This is a genomic window from Thalassovita taeanensis (assembly GCF_900110775.1).
Classification (GTDB): Bacteria; Pseudomonadota; Alphaproteobacteria; order Rhodobacterales; family Rhodobacteraceae; genus Litorimicrobium; species Litorimicrobium taeanense.
Genome location: NZ_FOEP01000012.1, coordinates 99,355 through 117,905, shown reverse-complemented (window position 1 = coordinate 117,905; position 18,551 = coordinate 99,355). Strand labels below are relative to the sequence as shown.

Here is an 18,551-nt window from a genome sequence, read left to right as displayed (position 1 = left end):
CAGGTTTCATCAGAAACCGAAAGCCGTTCAAACAGTGAAGCTGACACTAGATCATCGGGTTGCCCCTACTAGCGCGATATACAGACGTTGATCCATCGAACTGAACCAAACCGCCCACATATCTCTTCAGATATTAGCAATTTCAAAGAGCGCGGGCCAAAGACCCAGAGACAAAATCAACCGGAAGCGCTAAAACTACTTAGCGCGACCCGCCTCATCAACCTCAAAATTTTCTTACCGTTCAGACCGTTTGAACCTCTGCGTCTCCGCTTCCGTCCGCCCCGTCTGGCGTCCCGTTGTGCGCCTCAGCGCCGCCGGTGAAGGGGGTTCTAAGCCCAGTAGCCCATACCCGCAACCCTTTTTTTCGCTTTCATGAACCTTTTTTGAAAAAACATTCATTTACCATTAAAAACAAAGCCTTACGAAATCACAAAAGTTGAGGCGGCGCTAAATCCCTCCGAATCCGCACGCGTTTCGCGGCAATTCTGAGGGCTGACCGGACTTATCCACAGACCTATCCCCAGAACGCCGCGAACCAGCGCCGGAAACACGCCGAATCCGGGCGATTCACCCGGCTCTTCCCAGCCTGACTCGGATTCGCGACACGCCCGGCCCGACTCGGAACGCCAGCAACGCGGCAATCCCTGCCAGATACAGCAGCGGCTCGATCTGAATGCCTTTGCGCAGCATCACGAAGTGCACCCCGCCCAGGATCACCACCACATAGGTCAGCTTGTGCAACTGCCGCCACCGCCGCCCCAGTCGGCGCACCGACCAATTGTTCGATGTTATTGCCAGCGGCAGCATCAACACCAACGCGGCCATACCCACGGTAATATAGGGACGCTTAAGGATGTCGGCCCACACCCGGCTGAGCAGTTGCAGGTCCAGCACCATCCAGACCAGCAGATGCAGCACCACATAGAAGAATGCCAACAACCCAATCGCGCGGCGAAACTTCAGCAGGTTCACCCCGGCAACCCGGCGCAGTGGCGTGATGCACAGCCCCGCCACAAGTAGCTGCAACGCCAGCAAGCCCAGCTCATGCTCCAGTGCCTTGACCGGATCGACGCCCAGCCCACCGTTGACCGCCTGCCAAAGCAACCAAAGCCCCGGCAGAACGCCCACTATATATAGCGACCACGCCGGTATCTTGCGGGCGCTCTGATTGATCCGATCCACCAACATCAGAATTGCTTGCTCAGATCCATGCCCGCATACAGCCCGGCAACCTCTTCGCCATAGCCATTGAACGCCAGCGTCGGAATGCGCTTGGCAAACAGCCCGCCCCCGATGGGCCGTTCACTGGCCTGCGACCAGCGCGGATGATCCACCTGCGGGTTCACGTTACTATAGAAGCCGTATTCGCGGCGGTTGGCTTTGTTCCAGCTGGTCGGCGGCTGTTTATCCGTCAGCGTAATCCGCACCACCGATTTGATCGACTTGAACCCATACTTCCACGGCACCACCACACGCAGCGGCGCGCCGTTCTGATTGGGCAGGTCCTTACCGTAAATCCCCGTCGCCATGATCGTCAGCGGATGCATCGCCTCATCCAGCCTCAGCCCCTCGACATATGGCCACTCCAACACCGGATAGGCCTGCCCGCGCATTTCCTCAGGGCGGTACAGCGTCTCAAACGCCACATACTTGGCACCAGACTGGACCCCGGCCAGCGCCAGCAGATCCGACAGCTCGAACCCATTCCACGGGATCACCATCGACCACGCCTCGACACAGCGGAACCGATACAGCCGCTCTTCGATCGTCATCTTCGCCAGAATATCCTCCAGCGCATAGTCCGCAGGCCGGTCCACCATCCCGTCGATCTTCACCGTCCAGGGCGCAACCGTCAGCGCCTCGGCATAGCGTGCCGGATCATCCTTGCCCGTGCCGAACTCATAGTAGTTGTTATAGGTGGTGACCTCCTCCCACGAGTTGGGCTTCAACCCCTCCGCCCGCGCCACCCCCGGCAGCGATGCTGCCAGACCAACCCCGGCCAGCCCGGCCATGACCTGACGCCGATCCAAAAAGGCCCGCTCGGGCGTCACCGCGTTTTCTGTCAGGTCGTTTTTCCAGCGTCCGGCCATCATGCTCTCCTAAGCTATGCGTTGCACATATCTAGGGGCAGAAGCGGCACCGCTCCAAACCACTTCCTCTCACGATGGTGTGCCGGGCTTGAAACATTTCCCGCCGATGCGCAAACACCTGACTGGCGTGAAGCGTTGACCTGCATCAAAGTAGAAAAGGAAATAGGGCATAAACTGCCCCGAACCTGAGGATAGGAGGATCACGACATGAAACCGCTTCTACTGGCGATCGGCCTGACAATGGCCACCTCTGCCGCATTGGCAGACGATCTTGTGCAATACACCACCGATGAAAGCTACGCAGATGTAATCTTCGGGCTGGAAAACGCGATTGTCGATCAGGGGCTGGTTATCGATGCCACCTCGCACGTCGGCGACATGCTGGAACGCACGCGGCAGGATGTCGGGTCCGACATCACCATTTTCGCCCATGCCGATGTCTACAGCTTCTGCTCGGCCGCACTGTCGCGCAAAGTGATGGAGGCCGATCCGATGAATATCCGCTTCTGCCCCTATGATATCTTCGTGGCGCAAATGCCCGATCAAGACGATCAGACCATCATCGGCTACCGCGGCTTCCCCGACGGCCCGATGAAAGAGGTCGAGGCCCTGCTGGACACCATCGTGCGCTCCGCCATCGGCCTGGACTGACAGGCGCAAATAAACAATGCCGCCAATTCGCGGTGATTGTACCCGGCCTCCCCCCCCAAATCATGCTCCCGCGGGGGGAGGCCTGCTTTTTTACTGCAATTTCAACACTTCTTTTGCGCGGATCAAAAGACAGGGCTAGCCTGAACTCAGCCCCCTGTCGCACAGCGATCGCTTTCATGCGGCGGGGTAAACCCTGACAAGCGATCTCTGAGAGGGCCTATGCCAACATTCACTTACGGAACCAGCGGCAACGACACACTCGCGGGCAGTGCCACTGCGGACATCGTCGACCTGCTTAGCGGCAACGATACCTACTTCGGCGACAATGGCGCGGATCAGATCTATGGCGGGCTGGGAAGCGATTTCATTCTCGGCGGCAATGGCAACGACTATGTTTCGGGTGGCGACGGCAACGACACCCTCAGCGGCGACACTGGCGACGATATGCTGATCGGTGGCGCGGGCGCTGACACCCTGCTGGGCGGCAACAACCAGGACACTCTTATGGGCGGCACCGGAAATGACCTGCTCAACACCGGCTCCGGCGACGATTCCGCCGAGGGCGGCGATGGCAATGACAGCCTGATCGGCAGCCATGGCTTCGACACGCTGATCGGCGGCGCAGGCGCAGATTGGCTCAGTGGTGGAGCCGACAACGACCTGCTGACCGGCGGACTGGATGCGGATACCTTCTTTTTCGGCGAGGGCACAGGCATCGACACCATCGCCGATTTCGAAAACGGTACAGACCAGATTGACGTTTCTGCCGTCGGGATCAGCACTCTGGATCAACTCAACGCCTCTCAGCACGACACTTCGGTCTACCTTGATCTTGGCGGCGGCAACCGGATCGTTCTGGAAAACACCCTCGTTGCCGCGCTCGATGACACCGATTTCATCTTCGCCCCCGCAGTACCCCAAGTCGGCAGCACCAGTGGCGACACCCTGACAGGGTCCAGCGGCGCCGATTCCATCGACGGCATGGATGGCAGCGACAAAATTTATACCGGCGATGGCAACGACACAGTCCTCGGCGGCAACGGTCAGGACAGCCTCTATGGCGAAAGCGGCGATGACCTGCTGATCGGCGGCTCCGGCAAGGACACCATCGATGGTGGCGACGGTGCGGATACCATCCAAGGCGGCGCCAGCAATGATAAACTGACCGGTGGTGCGGGCGCCGATTACATCAACGGCGGCGCCGACAATGACCGGCTGTATGGCGGCGACGGCTTCGACACCCTGATCGGAGGCAACGGCAATGACCGCCTCTGGGGTCAGAACGACGACGACATCATATACGGCGGCGCCGGCAAGGACCAACTCGACGGCGGCGACGGCAATGACAAACTCAACGGCGGCCTTGGCGACGACATGTTGACCGGCGGCGCGGGCTTTGACCTCTTTGTGTTCGAAGCCCGGATGCGCCACGACACGGTCACCGATTTCGAGAATGACATCGACATGTTCGATTTCACCCCCCTCGGCATCACCTCGATCAGCGAACTGACCATTTATCAGCAAGGCGCCGACACCGTCATTCAGGTCAACGCCGGAAATGACATCACCGTGCTGAACACCCTGGTCGGCGATATCGACGCAAGCGACTTCTATTTCGGCTGATCGCGCAGCCATTGAAACGAAAACGCCCGCCGGATCACTCCGGCGGGCGGTCTTGTCTTAACTGTCAGGCTTAATGCACGACCGCATCATCAGGCCGTGGCCGGTTCGATGATGCAACACGATCCCCGATGATCAACCCATCCGCCCCGGCGGACACCGTCAGAACATCGCCGTCTCTCACATCGCCCGACAACAGCATTTCTGCCAGCGGGTCCTGCAAGGCGCGCTGAATCACCCGCTTCAGCGGGCGCGCCCCGAACACCGGATCATAACCTTCATCGGCCAGCCACTTGCGCGCGCCGTCATCCAGATCCATCTGGATATTGCGCCGCGCCAGCCGTTTGGCCAACAGCCCAAGCTGGATCTCGACGATCCCGGTCATGTCGGCCCGGCCCAGACGGTCAAAGATGATCGTCTCATCCAGACGGTTCAGGAACTCGGGGCGGAAATGGGCCCGCACCGCATCCATCACATCGCGCTTGGCGTCCGACGCATCCGCGCCATCCGGCAACTGGCTCAAGGCTTGCGCCCCAAGGTTCGAGGTCAGAATGATCAGCGTCTGCTTGAAGTCCACCGTCCGGCCCTGACCATCGGTCAGCACACCATCGTCAAGAACCTGCAACAGCACGTTGAATACATCCGGGTGCGCCTTTTCGACCTCGTCAAACAGCACCACCTGATAGGGGCGACGCCGTACGGCTTCGGTCAACACACCACCCTCATCATACCCGACATAGCCCGGAGGCGCCCCGATCAGACGGCTAACCGCGTGCTTTTCCATGAATTCGGACATATCAATCCGAACCATCGCGCTGTCATCGTCAAATAGGAACTCGGCCACAGCCTTGGTCAGCTCGGTTTTACCCACGCCGGTTGGCCCCAGAAACAGGAAACTGCCCAGCGGCCGATTCTCGTCATTCAGGCCGGCGCGCGCCCGGCGCACCGCGTTGGCCACCGCCCGCACCGCTGCATTCTGGCCGATCACCCGCTTGTGCAGGCCATCCTCCATCCGCAACAACTTGTCGCGCTCACCTTCCAGCATCCGGGTCGTCGGAATACCGGTCCAGCGCTCCACAACCTGCGCGATCTGCTCAGGCCGCACGGCTTCTTCGACCATGACGCCGTCGTCGCCCTGCTCTTCGGCCACCGCCAGCTGCTTTTCCAACGCCGGGATCACGCCATAGGACAGCTCCCCGGCCTTGCCCAGATTGCCCTCGCGCTTGGCGATCTCCAACTCGGCACGGGCGTGATCCAGCTTTTCCTTGATGTCGCGCGCACCGGCCAACTTGTCACGTTCAGCCTGCCACTTCGCCGTCATCTCCGAGGACCGATCCTGCAAATCGCCCAGCTCTTTTTCCAGCTTCTGCAGCCGGTCCTTGCTGGCCTGATCGTCCTCAAGCCGTAGGGCCTCGACCTCGATCTGCTTTTGCAGAATGTCGCGGTCCAGCGCGTCCAGTTCCTCTGGCTTGCTGTCCACTTCCATCCGCAACCGGCTTGCGGCTTCGTCCACAAGGTCAATCGCCTTGTCCGGCAGGAACCGGTCCGTGATGTACCGATGGCTCAGCGTTGCCGCCGCAACCAGCGCACTGTCGGAAATCCGAACCCCGTGGTGCAGCTCGTATTTCTCCTTGATACCGCGCAGGATCGAAACCGTGTCTTCGACCGTCGGCTCTTCCACCATCACCGGCTGGAACCGGCGGGCCAAGGCCGCGTCTTTCTCGACATACTTACGGTATTCATCCAGCGTCGTTGCACCAATACAGTGCAGCTCTCCGCGCGCCAGTGCCGGCTTGATCAGGTTGGCCGCATCCATCGCGCCATCCGCCTTGCCCGCGCCCACAAGCGTGTGCATCTCGTCGATGAACAGAATGACTTCGCCAGCGGCGTCCTCGATCTCTTTCAGGATCGCCTTCAGACGCTCCTCAAACTCACCACGATACTTTGCACCGGCAATCAGCGCGCCCATATCCAGCGCCATCAACCGCTTGTTGCGCAGGCTTTCAGGCACATCGCCATTCACGATCCGCAGCGCCAGACCTTCGGCAATCGCGGTTTTACCCACGCCCGGCTCACCAATCAGAACCGGGTTGTTCTTGGTCCGGCGGCTCAACACCTGCATCGAGCGGCGAATTTCCTCGTCGCGTCCGATGATCGGGTCGATCTTGCCCTGCTCGGCCGCCTCGGTCAGATCGCGCGCATATTTCTTCAGCGCGTCATAACCTTCCTCGGCGCTGGCGCTGTCAGCCGTGCGACCCTTGCGAATGTCGTTGATTGCCTCGTTCAGCTTCTGCGGTGTCACGCCGCCCGCATCCAGCGCATCCTTGGCCTTGGACTTCACCAGCGCCAGCGCCATCAGCACCCGCTCGACCGGGACAAAACTGTCGCCCGCCTTCTTGGCAATATCCTCTGCCTCACCCAAAATCTTGGCGCTCAGATTGTCCAGATAAACCTGCCCCGCGTCGCCGGTCACTTTCGGCAGCTTGGCAACGGCGGCATCGACCGCCTCGGCCACACGCGCAGGCTCGCCCCCTGATCGCTTGATCAGATTGCTGGCCAGCCCCTCGGCATCATCCATCAACGCTTTCAAAATATGTTCGGGCAGCATCCGCTGGTTGCTTTCCCGCATGGCAATCGTCTGTGCAGCCTGAATAAAACCGCGCGACCGCTCCGTGAACTTGTTCAAGTCCATGGCTCTCTCCTTTTCAAAAAGCGCCCTGTCAATCGGGTGCCCGATTTCGGCACACCCCTGTCCGGGCCTCATACCCAAGGTGGATATTCGGTCCCGAACGTTCAAGCCCCCGCGGCCACCAACTGCCACAATTTGTCAGCAAAGCAGCCGCATTTTCACCGCAACCACATTTTAACCTCAGACCCATAAGATCGAGACAGCAAGAGGCAAACCGTCATGTATATCACCCAGATCGAAGTCTCGGACATGCGCGCCGACTCGCATCAGATCAACACGCTTGGTCATGTGGCCTTCCAAACACCCACGGGTCAGGTTCAGGTGGATTGCGCCGTTCGCAACAGCGGCAACAACTGCAACAACAACAGCAAACTCGCCCTGATCACCGAAGCATTGCGTCAGATCGCGCGGATGCCCGAATATCGCGCCGGACGCGGCTCGCTGTCCTTTGCACCGGGCGTCTGGCCACTGGGGGTCCCTGCCAACGCTTGACGGGGCACCGGACTCCCGCGAAAAGGGCGCAGCCTAAACAGGAGCGCCCTTTCCATGTCCGATGACCGCCTGATCGTTGCCCTCGACGTTCCCGATGCCCTTGCCGGGCTGAAACTCGCAGAAACGCTGGGCGACGCCGTGTCGTTCTACAAAATCGGGCTGGGCATGCTGACCGGTGGCGGGCTGGCGTTGGCCAACGAGCTCAAACAAGAGCACGGCAAACGCATCTTCCTCGACATGAAATTCTTCGACATCGGCGCCACCGTTGAAAACGCCGTGCGCGGGATCGCCCAATACGATCTGGATTTCCTCACCGTCCACGGCGATCCGCATGTGGTCCGCGCCGCCAAAGAGGGCGCCTCGGGCAAGGATCTGCAAATCCTCGCTGTCACCATCCTCACCTCGCTTGACCGCGCCGACCTGGATGCCGGGCTGATCAAGGCCGGGGATGTTCAGGATCTGGTGATCGAGCGCGCCGCCCGCGCGTTCGAGGCCGGCGCCGATGGCGTTATCGCTTCGCCGCAAGAAGCCGCGCTGATCCGCGCCCTGCCAGAATCGACCGGTCGCCTGATTGTCACCCCCGGCGTGCGCCCCGCAGGCGCCGACAAAGGCGACCAGAAACGCGTGGCCACCCCGGCACAGGCCATTGCCGATGGATCGGATCATATCGTTGTCGGCCGCCCGATCTGGCAAGCGACAGATCCCAAAGCCGCCGCTCAGGCGGTTCTCGCGGAAATGAACAGCCCGCAGGCCAAAAAGCCCAACACCTGAACCGGCTCAATTTTCCAGATAAAGCCGCAACCGCGCCTTGAAATGCGGAATGCCGCGCGGGTGAATCAGGTATTCCTCGGCGGCCATCAGCGCCCAATACTGGCCCTCGTCGCCAAACCGAACGTCCTGCACGCGCGCCTCGGGCAGATGCGCCGCGAAAAACCACACCGCCCCATCCTGCTCATGCCGGAACCGCTGCCCCCAGACCACTTCCTCGGGGCGCACGTTCAGCCCCAACTCTTCTCGGGTCTCGCGCAGCGCACAGTCCTGCGGGGTTTCGCGTCCCTCGCGCCCGCCGCCGGGCAGATCCAGATACCCCGGCCATGGCAAACCCGGACGATCATCGCGCATTATCACCGCCAGCTTGGCGCCCAGAAACAATGCCAGCTTGGCGCCCCGAAATTCGGTATCCTGTTGCATCTCATTCATGTAGTGTATCCACCTGCATCCATCATGCCCGATCACCGAAACGTGTGCCATGCCCGCCCTGTGCAAAGACTGCCTGACCCCCTTTGAAACCGGCACCCGTTGCCCGGCCTGTCGCAGCCCGCGCATCGTTGCCCATCCCGAACTCTTTGCCCTGTGTATCGCACATATGGATTGTGATGCATTCTATGCATCGGTGGAAAAGCGCGACAATCCCGAACTGGCCGACAAGCCGGTAATTATCGGCGGTGGTCACCGTGGCGTGGTCTCGACCGCCTGTTATGTGGCCCGCATTCGCGGCGTCCGCTCGGCCATGCCCATGTTTCAGGCGCTCAAACTGTGCCCCGATGCGGTTGTGATCAAGCCACGCATGCAGGTCTATGTCGAGGTCTCGCGCGCGATCCGCAGCATGATGGACGAACTGACCCCCGCCATTCAGCCCCTGTCGCTCGACGAGGCATTCCTTGACCTGACCGGCACCCAACGCCTGCACGGCGCACCACCCGCGGTGATGATGGCCCGCCTTGTGCGGCGGATGCAGACCGAACTGGGCATCACCGGCTCTGTCGGCCTCAGCCACAACAAATTCCTCGCCAAGGTCGCGTCGGACCTGAACAAACCCAAGGGATTTTCCGTGATCGGACAGGCCGAAACCGCAGCCTTCCTGCAGGACAAACCGGTGCGGATGATCTGGGGCGTTGGTCAGGCGACGCAGGCCGCGCTCGACAAGGTCGGGATCAGAACCTTCGCCGACCTGCTGCGCTGGGACCGGGCTGATCTGCACGCGCGTTTCGGCTCCATGGGCGAACGGCTCTGGCATCTGGCGCGCGGGCAGGATGCCCGCCGGGTGTCCTCGCGTGAGCCGGTGAAATCCATCTCGAACGAGACCACGTTTTCCGAAGACACCGGCGATGCCGACATTCTGGATGGTCATATCTGGCGCCTGTCGCAGAAAGTGGCGGACCGGGCCAAGGCCACCGCCACCGCCGGGCGCGTCGTGACGCTCAAGCTGAAACTGTCGGATCACCGCAGTCTGACCCGCCGCCACAGCCTGCATGCCGCTACCCAACTGACCGATGATATCTATCGCAATGCCCGCGCCCTGTTTGATCAGGTGCCCGGTGCCGGGCCATATCGGCTGATCGGCGTTGGCCTGTCTGGTCTGCACCCCGAATCCGAGGCCGGACTATCCGGCGACCTGCTTGACCCCGGCGCCGCCACCCGCGGCCGCGCCGAACGCGCAACCGATGAAATCCGGCGCAAATTCGGCGACAAGGCAATCCTAAAAGGCCGCGCGCTGCGTTAACCCTGCTTTATTCCGCTGCCAGCCGCTGTTTGCGCGCGCCAATATCCGCGATCTCGGCGATCACCCCATTCAGCACCGCCCGTAAGGCGTGGAAGTTGTTGTTTGGCCGGATCTGCTGCTCATTCATATACAATGAACGGTCAATCTCGATCTGAATCGCATGCTGGCGCCGCGACGGGCGACCATAATGCTGCGTCGTATAGGCCCCGGCAAAAGGCGAATTGCGCGACACTACCAGACCCGCCGCCACAAAGGCTGCCTCGACCCGGTCCATGATAACGCCCGAGGCCGACGCCCCGAACCTGTCGCCCAGAACCACCTCGGGGCGGCGCAGGCCCGCCCGCGCAATCCCGTCCATCGCCTCGTGCGGCATTGAATGGCAATCGACCAGAATCGCCTCGCCGAACAGCGCGTGCGATTCGTCCAGCAGCTTCTGCAAGGCTCCGTGATATGGCCGCCAGTATCCGTTGATTCTGCTGTGCGCCTCGCTCAGCGGCATCTTACCACAATAAATAACGCGCCCGTTGGCCACTACGCGCGGCACAACCCCCAACCCCGAGGCAATGCGCGGGTTATGCGATCCGGCCCGCACCCCCTCGATCAGCGCGGGGTCCAGCTCATCCGCCGCCCGGTTCAAATCAATAAAGGCGCGCGGCGCCCCAGCCTTCAGAAACGGCGCGCCATACTGCGTCGCCGCTTCAAAAAGCTGATCCACAAAGGCATCTTCCGATGATCGGATGGTTCGGTCATCCAGAACCGTCTTGCGCATAAAGCTTCGGGGATACTCGCGTCCGCTATGCGGAGAGGCAAAAACCACACTTGTCAGGCGTTGTTCAGGGTGAATCAGTTGATAAGCGACTTTAGGCATGACATCTCCTGCGTAGAAATATCATAGCCCGAAAATTCTTGTTACCAAAAGCCCTTGATCCCCTGCACGACTCCTTTTATAGACCACCGAACCGGCGCGGATTTCCGCGCCCCTTGTTATTAAGGGGCTAAGTGTTTCGTCGGTATCATGGGCGCTTAGCTCAGCGGTAGAGCACTTCGTTGACATCGAAGGGGTCACAAGTTCGAACCTTGTAGTGCCCACCATGATTTCACTGCCCCATTCCGGGGCGACCTGCTAACTGGCGCAAGGCCCGCGCCGCGACATAGGAGACCGACCATGAAGGTTCGTAACTCACTCCGCTCGCTCAAGCAGCGTCACCGCGATTGCCGTGTCGTGCGCCGCAAAGGCCGCGTTTACGTGATCAACAAGACGCAGCGCCGGTTCAAAGCCCGTCAAGGCTAAGACCAGCACCGAGCATGCTTAAAGACCGTTCCTTGAAAAAGGGACGGTCTTTTTTTTGTTACGCGCCCCCGTCTAACTGACCGATATCAAGTTGGCGCGTCGTCGAATGTGCCATGCTTTGGTGAATCAGTTGGGTCCGGCCCTCGGCCCCGCCGCGATATCGGATGAGGAATGACATGAACGCATCTTCCGTAAAACCCAGCCGCAACACTCTGCCTGCGGTGACACCCGCGCCATGGTCAGATCAAACCCCGTCTGCGCCCCAGATGCCGGTCCATCCCTATGAGACGATGGATCGCTCTTTGCGCGCGGGCATGGCACGGGTCACGCAAGGCATGTCGCCCTATGCCGCGGCCAACGCCTGGTTCGATTGGATGGCGCATCTCAGCACCGCTCCGGGGCGGCAGATGGAACTGGTCGAGCAAGCAGGCAAAAGCGCATTCAAACTCGCGACCTATGCGGCGCAGCAATTTCAGGAAGGCACCGAACCGCCCTTCAAGCCCAAACCCGAAGATCACCGCTATGCCCACCCCACTTGGGGCAAACCGCCCTATAACCTGCTACAGCAGACCTTTCTGGCGACTCAGGACTGGTGGGATCATGCGACCTGCTGCATTCCCGGCGCGCAGAAACACAGCACCGACCGCGTGGATTTCATGGTCCGGCAGTTGCTGGATATCATGTCGCCCTCCAACTCTGCCCTGCTCAACCCCGAGATCCTTGAAAAGGCCCGCGAAACGCACGGCATGTCCTACAAGGCGGGGATGAAAAACCTGTTCAACGACATCAAGGATACGCTTCTCGCAGAACCGACCGCCCCCTCCACACAGTTCAAAGTCGGCGAAGATCTGGCCTGCACACCCGGTCAGGTCATCTATCGCAACGAGCTTCTCGAGCTGATCCAATACAGCCCGCAAACTGAAACCGTCCACTCCGAACCGATCCTGATCGTCCCCGCCTGGATCATGAAATACTACATTCTCGACCTCAGCCCGCATAACTCGATGATCAACTATCTGGTTGGGCAGGGCTTCACGGTATTTGCGATCTCTTGGATCAACCCCAGCGCTGACATGAGCGACTTCACGCTTGATGATTACCGCCTGCAGGGCGTCATGGCGGCGGTCAATGCCGTATCGGATGTGATGCCGGACAAGAAAATCCACGCCTGCGGCTATTGTCTCGGCGGCACCATCCTGTCGATCACCGCCGCCACCATGGCCCGCGATGGCGACGAGCGTTTCGGCTCGGTCACGCTGCTGGCCACGCAGGTCGATTTCACCGAAGCGGGCGAACTGATGCTCTTCCTCGACGAATCACAGGTCGCCTTCCTTGAGGACATGATGTGGGATCAGGGCTATCTGGATCACCGTCAGATGGCCGGGACGTTTCAGGCCCTGCGCTCTGAAGATCTGATTTGGACCCGCGCCGTTCACCGCTATCTTATGGGGCTCGAAGAGGTGGAAGCAGACATATCCGTCTGGAATGCCGATTCGACCCGCATGCCCTACAAGATGCACTCGCAGTATCTGCGCGGCCTGTTCATGGAAAACCGCCTGACCGCCGGTCGCTTCGCCGTCGACGGTCGCGTGATCGCGCTCAAGGATATCAAAGCCCCGCTTTTCGTCGTCGGCACCGAGAAAGACCACATTGCCCCTTGGCATTCAGTCTACAAAACTGCGCTGTTCACCGATAGCGACCTGACCTTTGTGCTGACCAGCGGCGGGCACAATGGCGGCATTGTCAGTGAACCGGGCCACGCCCATCGCCACTACCGCATCGGTCAGCGCGACGCGGGCGCGTTTTACACCGATCCCGACAGCTGGCTCGCGAAACACGAGTCCAAGGATGGATCGTGGTGGACCGAGTGGAACACATGGCTAAAAGCAACCCAGAGCAGTCAACCCACCGTTGTCCCGCCACAGATGGGCGCGCCTGACAAAGGATTGGTGCCGCTGGCCCCCGCCCCTGGCACCTATATCTATATCCGCTAACTTCGACTGCTAGCCGCCGCGCCCGGCGGCCAGCAATCGCACCATCGTCGTTTGCGATACAAAACCCGTCACCGGCAGGCTGGACGTGCGCTGAAACTGCCGTATCGCGCGGCGGGTTTCCCTGGAAAACGTGCCGTCCACCGGGCCGGGATCAAATCCGATCGTCGCCAGCTTTTGCTCGATCACCAGCCGCGCAATCGGGTTGTTCGCCACGCGTGATTCCTCGGCCTTATCCGCCTCGATCTGCCCCCTGTTGCGGTCCTCGCCCTGCAGCTCGTCGATCCGGGCGCGGGCGGACTCTGCCAGCTCGCTGCGCGGATACCGGCGCAGGAATTCCTGATATGCCTCTACCGTGTCGGCCTGCCGGGTGCGATCCCAGTCCTGCCGCATCTCTGTCGCCAACGTGCGGCGGCGCTGTTCTTCAATCGCATCCAACCGCGCGCGCGCCACATCGGCATACAGCCCATCCGGATACCGGCTCAGATAAGCCCGAAGCCCCTGCTCGTCCTCCGAATTCCCGGTCGAGGACCAATAGGCCCGGTCGCGCCGCTCTTCCTCGACCCGGCGTTGCCGCGCCTCTTCCTCAAGCTCTGCCGCACGACGATCAGCCTCGCGCTGCAACCTGCGGATCTGATCGGTTGTCAGGAACCCGGTCTCCTGCTCACCGCCCGCGCGTTGAAACGCCGCGATCGCCGCGCGCGATCCGCGCCCGAACACCCCGTCGATGCCGCGCGGATCAAACCCCAGCAGCGACAGATTGCGCTGAATTTCACGCCGCGCATCGCGCGACAGCGCCAGCGCCGCCTCGGTCTCTTCGGCCCGGCGCAACGGCGCTTCGCGCAATTCCGCCAGCATCCGCTGCGCCTCGCCCGCAAACCGGCCCGAGGGGTAGCGCGTCAAATAAGTTTCAATCGCCTCCGCGCTGCCGATGTCACGCACCGCACTCCAGTACGCGAACTCGCCCACCTCAACCTGTGGCGTCGCCGCCCCGCCTGCCTGTTTGGCAGACAGAAACGCCCGGTCCTGCGGCAGAAATCCCCGCACCGTCACACCGCGCGGCGCATCCTCGCGCAGCGCCGCCATCGGCCGGTCGCTCTCCTGCAAAATCGTATCGCGCAACACCCGTTGCAACGAGCCGGCATCGCCCTCCAGCAGGGTCACACCCTGCGGCACCTCCGGTGCGCCCGCTCCGGTTTGCAGCCCGAACCCCAGCGGCAGCCCGCCGCCTCCGGGCACCAGCATCACCACCGCCTGCCCTGGGCGCTGCGCCGCCATCTGCATCATCGCCGCCAGCGACAGCCCCGCGTCGCCCGCCGTCAGCGCAGAAATCGCGCGCGCCTCGCGGCCCAGCAACCATCCATCGCCCGGCCCCGCCGCAAAATGTCCCGAAAGTACGAAAATCAACCGCTCGGCGCTGCCGTTTTCCAACGCCGCCTGCACCCGGCCCGCCGCCTCGCGCATCGTGCCGCTGGTCCAGTTTTCTCCGCTGATCACGGTAAACCCTGCCGCCTCCAGCGCGCGGACAAACCCAGCCGCCTCAGCGGCGTCGCGCGCCGTCGGCGCACGGTCGTAATTACGATTGCTCAGAACAAGCGCGAAATCCTCAGCCCCAAGCGCACCCGCCCAGACACTCAGCATCCCGCCGATCAGCGCATTCCGAAATCCTGTCACTGCAATCCCTCCTCAGGTTTGCCGACAGATTAGTCGTAACTGCGCTGATCCTCTATTACTTTTCCGTCATTGGGCAGCGTGCCGGGGGCCACGATCTCGATCTTGCCCTTCATCTTCAGCACGTCCACGACCGAGCGCGCAAAGCTGTCAGCGTCGCCACCTGTCGCCTCGATCAGCACCGTCATCGCGTCCATTTCACCCTGACGGCTGGCAATAACACGCGCCTTGACGATCTCGGGATGCTTGGCAACCAGCGTCGCCACCTGTTCAGGGCGCACGAACATGCCCTTGATCTTGGTGGTCTGGTCAGCCCGACCCATCCAACCCTTGATGCGCATATTCGTGCGACCACAAGGGCTTACACCTTCCAGAACGGCGCTCAAATCACCCGTGGCAAAGCGGATCAGCGGGTAATCCGGGTTCAGCGTCGTCACCACGACTTCGCCCACCTGACCGGGGGCCACGGGATCGCCGGTGCCCGGCGTGACGATCTCGACGATCACGTCCTCGTCGACAATCATCCCCTCCATCGCCTCGGATTCATAGGCAATGCTGCCCAGATCGGCGGTGGCATAGCTTTGCAGGCACGCAATCCCGCGATCGGCATATTCCTGCCGCAGCGACGGGAACAACGCCCCACCGCCCACCGCCGCCTTGGTGATCCCAAGGCGCAGCCCCATCTCGTCGGCCTTGTCCAGAATGACCTTCAGATAATCCGGCGTCCCGGCATATGCCGTCACGCCCACATCATACGCCGCCCGCACCTGAAGCTCGGTCTGCCCGGTGCCGGCGGGCAGCACGGCTGCCCCAACCGCACGCGCGCCGCTTTCAAAAATCATCCCCGCCGGCGTCAGATGATAGCTGAAGCAGTTCTGCACAATGTCGCCCTTGCCAATACCACAGGCATTCAAGAACCGGCCCGCACGCCACCAATCCTCGGTGGTCATGCCGGGTTCATAAATCGGGCCAGGGGACTGGAAAATATGCGAAAACCCACTGGCAGTCCGCGTTGTCAGACCGCCAAACGGCGCCGCAGCAGCCTGCGCGCGGCTCAGGTCAGACTTGCGCAAAACCGGCAAAGCGGCCAGCGCCGCGACCGTTGTAATTGCCTTGGCATCCACACCCGCCAGACTGTCGCCGTACCCGCTCAGTCCCTGCGCCCGCGCAATTTGCTGCGGCAATGCCGTGGACAACGCATTGGCGCGCTCATCGGCGCTCCGGGTTTCAAGATCATCAAAAAACTGGCTCATGGGTCTATCTCCGGGCCGGGCACAAGCATTAACTCGTCCCGATTTCAGGCGGTCAGGAATGGGCAGGCCGACGGCCCGCCCCGATCTCTGTCAGGCGATCAGCTCAGCCAACGCTTGCGGCGGCGATAAGAGCGGACCTCGCGAAAACTCTTGCGACCTTCATCGGACATGCCCAGATAGAATTCCTTCACGTCCGGGTTCTCGCGCAATTCCTTGGCCGGGCCGTCCATCACAACGCGCCCCGATTCCAAGATATAACCGTAGTGCGCAAAGCGCAGTGCGACGTTGGTGTTTTGCTCGGCCAGCAGGAAGGTCGCCCCTTCCTTCTCGTTCAGGTTCTTCACGATGTTGAAGATTTCCTCAACCAGCTGCGGCGCCAGCCCCATGCTCGGCTCGTCCAGCAGGATCGTTTCGGGCCGCGACATGATCGCCCGGCCAATCGCCACCATCTGCTGCTCCCCACCCGAGGTATAGCCCGCCTGCGACCGGCGGCGCTCTTTCAGGCGCGGGAAATATTGATAGACCATCTCAAGATCGGCATCGACTGCCCCCTTGCCGTCCTTGCGCGTATACGCGCCGGTCAGCAGGTTTTCCTCGACGGTCAGGTGTTCAAAACAGTGACGGCCTTCCATCACCTGGATCACGCCCTTGGTCACCATATCGACGGGCGCCAGATCCTGCACGCGCTCGCCGCGATACATGATTGTGCCCTTCGTTACCTCGCCACGCTCGGAACGCAGCAGGTTGGAAATGGCTTTCAACGTGGTGGTCTTGCCTGCACCGTTGCCACCCAACAAGGCCGTGATCCCACCCTTGGGCACCTTCAGGCTGACACCCTTCAGCACCAGGATCACATGGTTATAGATCACCTCGATGTTGTTGACCTCAAGAAGGGCCTCTTCGGTGTGTCCTGCGTCCAGCATTTGCATCCACTTTCTGATAATCGTTCAGGGGTGCCCCGGCCACGTCCTGCGCGGCCGGGGCAAAAGGCTTAGTTGCAGCCCGCCGTGATGCCGTTCTCCGCCGCGAATGCAGACGAATCTTCGGCGACCAGCGGCCCGAGCACGTCCTGATCCGACTGGAAGAAGTCGGTGATCAGGCCCCACTTGTGGGCTTTCGCATCCCACTGAACGACGGCGCCAAAGCCGTTACCGCCATGGTTTTCGCACGACACGCTGAATTCTGGTCCGAACCCAGGCAGGCCAAGCCCGGCCATTTTCGCTTCGGTCATTTCCAGCGCTTCCATGCCATCACGCATCATTGCGGGGGTGATGTCTTTCACGCCGTGAATAGCCTGAGCGGTTTTGGCGGCTTCAGCAGCCAACATCGCAGCATAGAGACCACGGTTATACAGCACGGTGCCGATCTGATCGCCTGCGCCGGCCGCTTTGCCCGCGTCCACAACGTACTTCTGGATATCGCCGAACAGCGGGAAATCCTTGCCAACATTGTGGAACGTCAGCGATTTGTAGCCATCCGCGCCTTCACCTGCGGGCAGCACGTCGTTTTCAGAACCGGACCACCAGATGCCGATGAAATTTTCCATCGGGAAGCGGATGTTCACAGCTTCCTGAATGGCGACCTGGTTCATCACGCCCCAGCCCCACATGATCACATAATCCGGACGCTCGCGGCGGATTTGCAGCCACTGCGATTTCTGCTCCTGGCCGGGGTGATCCACCGCCAGCAGGCGCAGCTCATAACCGTGCTTTTTCGACAGCTCTTCCAGCGTGCGGATCGGCTCTTTGCCGTATGCCGAGTTGTGATAGACCAGAGCAATCTTCTTGCCCTTCAGGTCGCCACCATTCTCATCCAGCAGGTGCTTGATCGCGATCGAAGCGGCATCCCAGTAGTTGGCCGGGTAGTTGAAGATGTTGTGGAACACAGCACCATTTTTTGCCGACGTCCGGCCATAGCCCATCGAGTGAACCGGAACACCATCTGCCGTGGCTTTGGGGATCAACTGATAGGTAATGCCAGTGGACAGCGGCTGATACACCAGTGAGCCCGCGCCTTTGGTCGACTCATAGCATTCAACACCCTTTTCGGTGTTATAGCCGGTCTCGCATTCCAGCAGCTCGGTTTTCACGCCGCCGATGCCACCATCACGCTCGTTCAGCAGCGTGAAATAGTCAGCATAGCCATCCGCAAAGGGAATACCGTTCGCGGCATATGGCCCGGTGCGATAGCTCAGCGACGGAAAAGTCAGGTCCGCCAGCGCCGGTCCAGCAGCCATGACGGCGGCCACAGCGGCAGTAATCAGTTTCAGTTTCATCGGTAAAGTTCCTCCCTTAGGTCGT

The 18,551-nt window shown here is 61.0% G+C and carries 16 protein-coding genes and 1 tRNA gene; 8 read left to right on the top strand and 9 right to left on the bottom strand.

From position 1 onward, the window contains the following. Positions 1-567 precede the first annotated feature (567 nt). Positions 568-1,188, bottom strand: a complete 621-nt coding sequence (gene msrQ, locus BSF79_RS15080; protein WP_175545342.1) for a protein-methionine-sulfoxide reductase heme-binding subunit MsrQ — start codon at positions 1,186-1,188, stop codon at positions 568-570. Next, the gene (msrP, locus tag BSF79_RS15075; RefSeq protein ID WP_090270662.1) at positions 1,188-2,090 is read right to left on the bottom strand and encodes a protein-methionine-sulfoxide reductase catalytic subunit MsrP; all 903 of its coding nucleotides are present in this window, start codon (positions 2,088-2,090) and stop codon (positions 1,188-1,190) included. Before msrP ends, msrQ begins: the two co-directional genes overlap by 1 nt. A gap of 207 nt (positions 2,091-2,297) precedes the next feature. Here msrP and BSF79_RS15070 point away from each other — a divergent pair, with 207 nt between their 5' ends. Together BSF79_RS15070 and BSF79_RS19540 are read left to right on the top strand one after the other, a co-directional pair. Further along, positions 2,298-2,741 carry a DUF302 domain-containing protein gene (locus BSF79_RS15070; RefSeq protein WP_090270651.1) on the top strand — a complete coding sequence of 148 codons (444 nt, stop codon included), beginning with the start codon at positions 2,298-2,300 and terminating at the stop codon, positions 2,739-2,741. 219 nt (positions 2,742-2,960) lie between these two features. Further along, a complete protein-coding gene (locus BSF79_RS19540) occupies positions 2,961-4,364 on the top strand; it encodes a calcium-binding protein (protein WP_139246456.1) in 1,404 nt (467 codons plus the stop codon). A gap of 70 nt (positions 4,365-4,434) precedes the next feature. Here BSF79_RS19540 and clpB read toward each other — a convergent pair whose 3' ends face one another. Further along, complete coding sequence (gene clpB / locus BSF79_RS15050; protein WP_090270649.1) at positions 4,435-7,053, bottom strand: ATP-dependent chaperone ClpB; 2,619 nt, start codon at positions 7,051-7,053, stop codon at positions 4,435-4,437. A gap of 216 nt (positions 7,054-7,269) precedes the next feature. On the opposite strand from clpB, the gene BSF79_RS15045 reads away from it, so the two are divergent. Beyond that, complete coding sequence (locus BSF79_RS15045) at positions 7,270-7,542, top strand: hypothetical protein (RefSeq protein WP_090270648.1); 273 nt, start codon at positions 7,270-7,272, stop codon at positions 7,540-7,542. A gap of 54 nt (positions 7,543-7,596) precedes the next feature. Further along, positions 7,597-8,313, top strand: coding sequence for an orotidine-5'-phosphate decarboxylase (gene pyrF / locus BSF79_RS15040; RefSeq protein ID WP_090270647.1), 717 nt, complete (start codon positions 7,597-7,599; stop codon positions 8,311-8,313). 6 nt (positions 8,314-8,319) lie between these two features. On the opposite strand, the gene BSF79_RS15035 is transcribed toward pyrF, so the two are convergent. After that, a complete protein-coding gene (locus BSF79_RS15035; protein WP_245776421.1) occupies positions 8,320-8,742 on the bottom strand; it encodes an NUDIX hydrolase in 423 nt (140 codons plus the stop codon). Between the two features lie 49 nt (positions 8,743-8,791). Between BSF79_RS15035 and BSF79_RS15030 the strand changes: the two genes are divergently transcribed. Next, complete coding sequence (locus BSF79_RS15030) at positions 8,792-10,045, top strand: DNA polymerase IV (RefSeq protein ID WP_090270646.1); 1,254 nt, start codon at positions 8,792-8,794, stop codon at positions 10,043-10,045. A 7-nt stretch (positions 10,046-10,052) separates the two neighbouring features. Here the strand turns inward: BSF79_RS15030 and BSF79_RS15025 are convergent, their stop codons facing one another. Beyond that, entirely contained in the window at positions 10,053-10,913 is an 861-nt protein-coding gene (locus tag BSF79_RS15025; RefSeq protein WP_090270645.1) for an N-formylglutamate amidohydrolase, read from the bottom strand. A 149-nt stretch (positions 10,914-11,062) separates the two neighbouring features. Between BSF79_RS15025 and BSF79_RS15020 the strand changes: the two genes are divergently transcribed. From BSF79_RS15020 to BSF79_RS15010, 3 genes are all read left to right on the top strand, one after another. Then, positions 11,063-11,137, top strand: a tRNA-Val gene (locus BSF79_RS15020). Between the two features lie 73 nt (positions 11,138-11,210). Beyond that, positions 11,211-11,336 carry a type B 50S ribosomal protein L36 gene (gene ykgO / locus BSF79_RS15015; RefSeq protein ID WP_010141322.1) on the top strand — a complete coding sequence of 42 codons (126 nt, stop codon included), beginning with the start codon at positions 11,211-11,213 and terminating at the stop codon, positions 11,334-11,336. 176 nt (positions 11,337-11,512) lie between these two features. Beyond that, complete coding sequence (locus tag BSF79_RS15010; RefSeq protein WP_245776420.1) at positions 11,513-13,330, top strand: PHA/PHB synthase family protein; 1,818 nt, start codon at positions 11,513-11,515, stop codon at positions 13,328-13,330. Between the two features lie 9 nt (positions 13,331-13,339). On the opposite strand, the gene BSF79_RS15005 is transcribed toward BSF79_RS15010, so the two are convergent. The 4 genes from BSF79_RS15005 to BSF79_RS14990 form a co-directional block, all read right to left on the bottom strand. Beyond that, a complete protein-coding gene (locus tag BSF79_RS15005; RefSeq protein ID WP_139246455.1) occupies positions 13,340-15,001 on the bottom strand; it encodes a peptidoglycan-binding protein in 1,662 nt (553 codons plus the stop codon). 29 nt (positions 15,002-15,030) lie between these two features. Further along, the gene (locus BSF79_RS15000; protein WP_090270642.1) at positions 15,031-16,251 is read right to left on the bottom strand and encodes a phenylacetate--CoA ligase family protein; all 1,221 of its coding nucleotides are present in this window, start codon (positions 16,249-16,251) and stop codon (positions 15,031-15,033) included. Positions 16,252-16,349: 98 nt separating this feature from the next. Then, positions 16,350-17,174 (bottom strand): ABC transporter ATP-binding protein, encoded by an 825-nt coding sequence (locus BSF79_RS14995; protein ID WP_090270641.1) that lies wholly within the window; start codon positions 17,172-17,174, stop codon positions 16,350-16,352. 68 nt (positions 17,175-17,242) lie between these two features. Then, positions 17,243-18,526 carry an ABC transporter substrate-binding protein gene (locus BSF79_RS14990; protein ID WP_090270640.1) on the bottom strand — a complete coding sequence of 428 codons (1,284 nt, stop codon included), beginning with the start codon at positions 18,524-18,526 and terminating at the stop codon, positions 17,243-17,245. Positions 18,527-18,551: the final 25 nt, after the last annotated feature.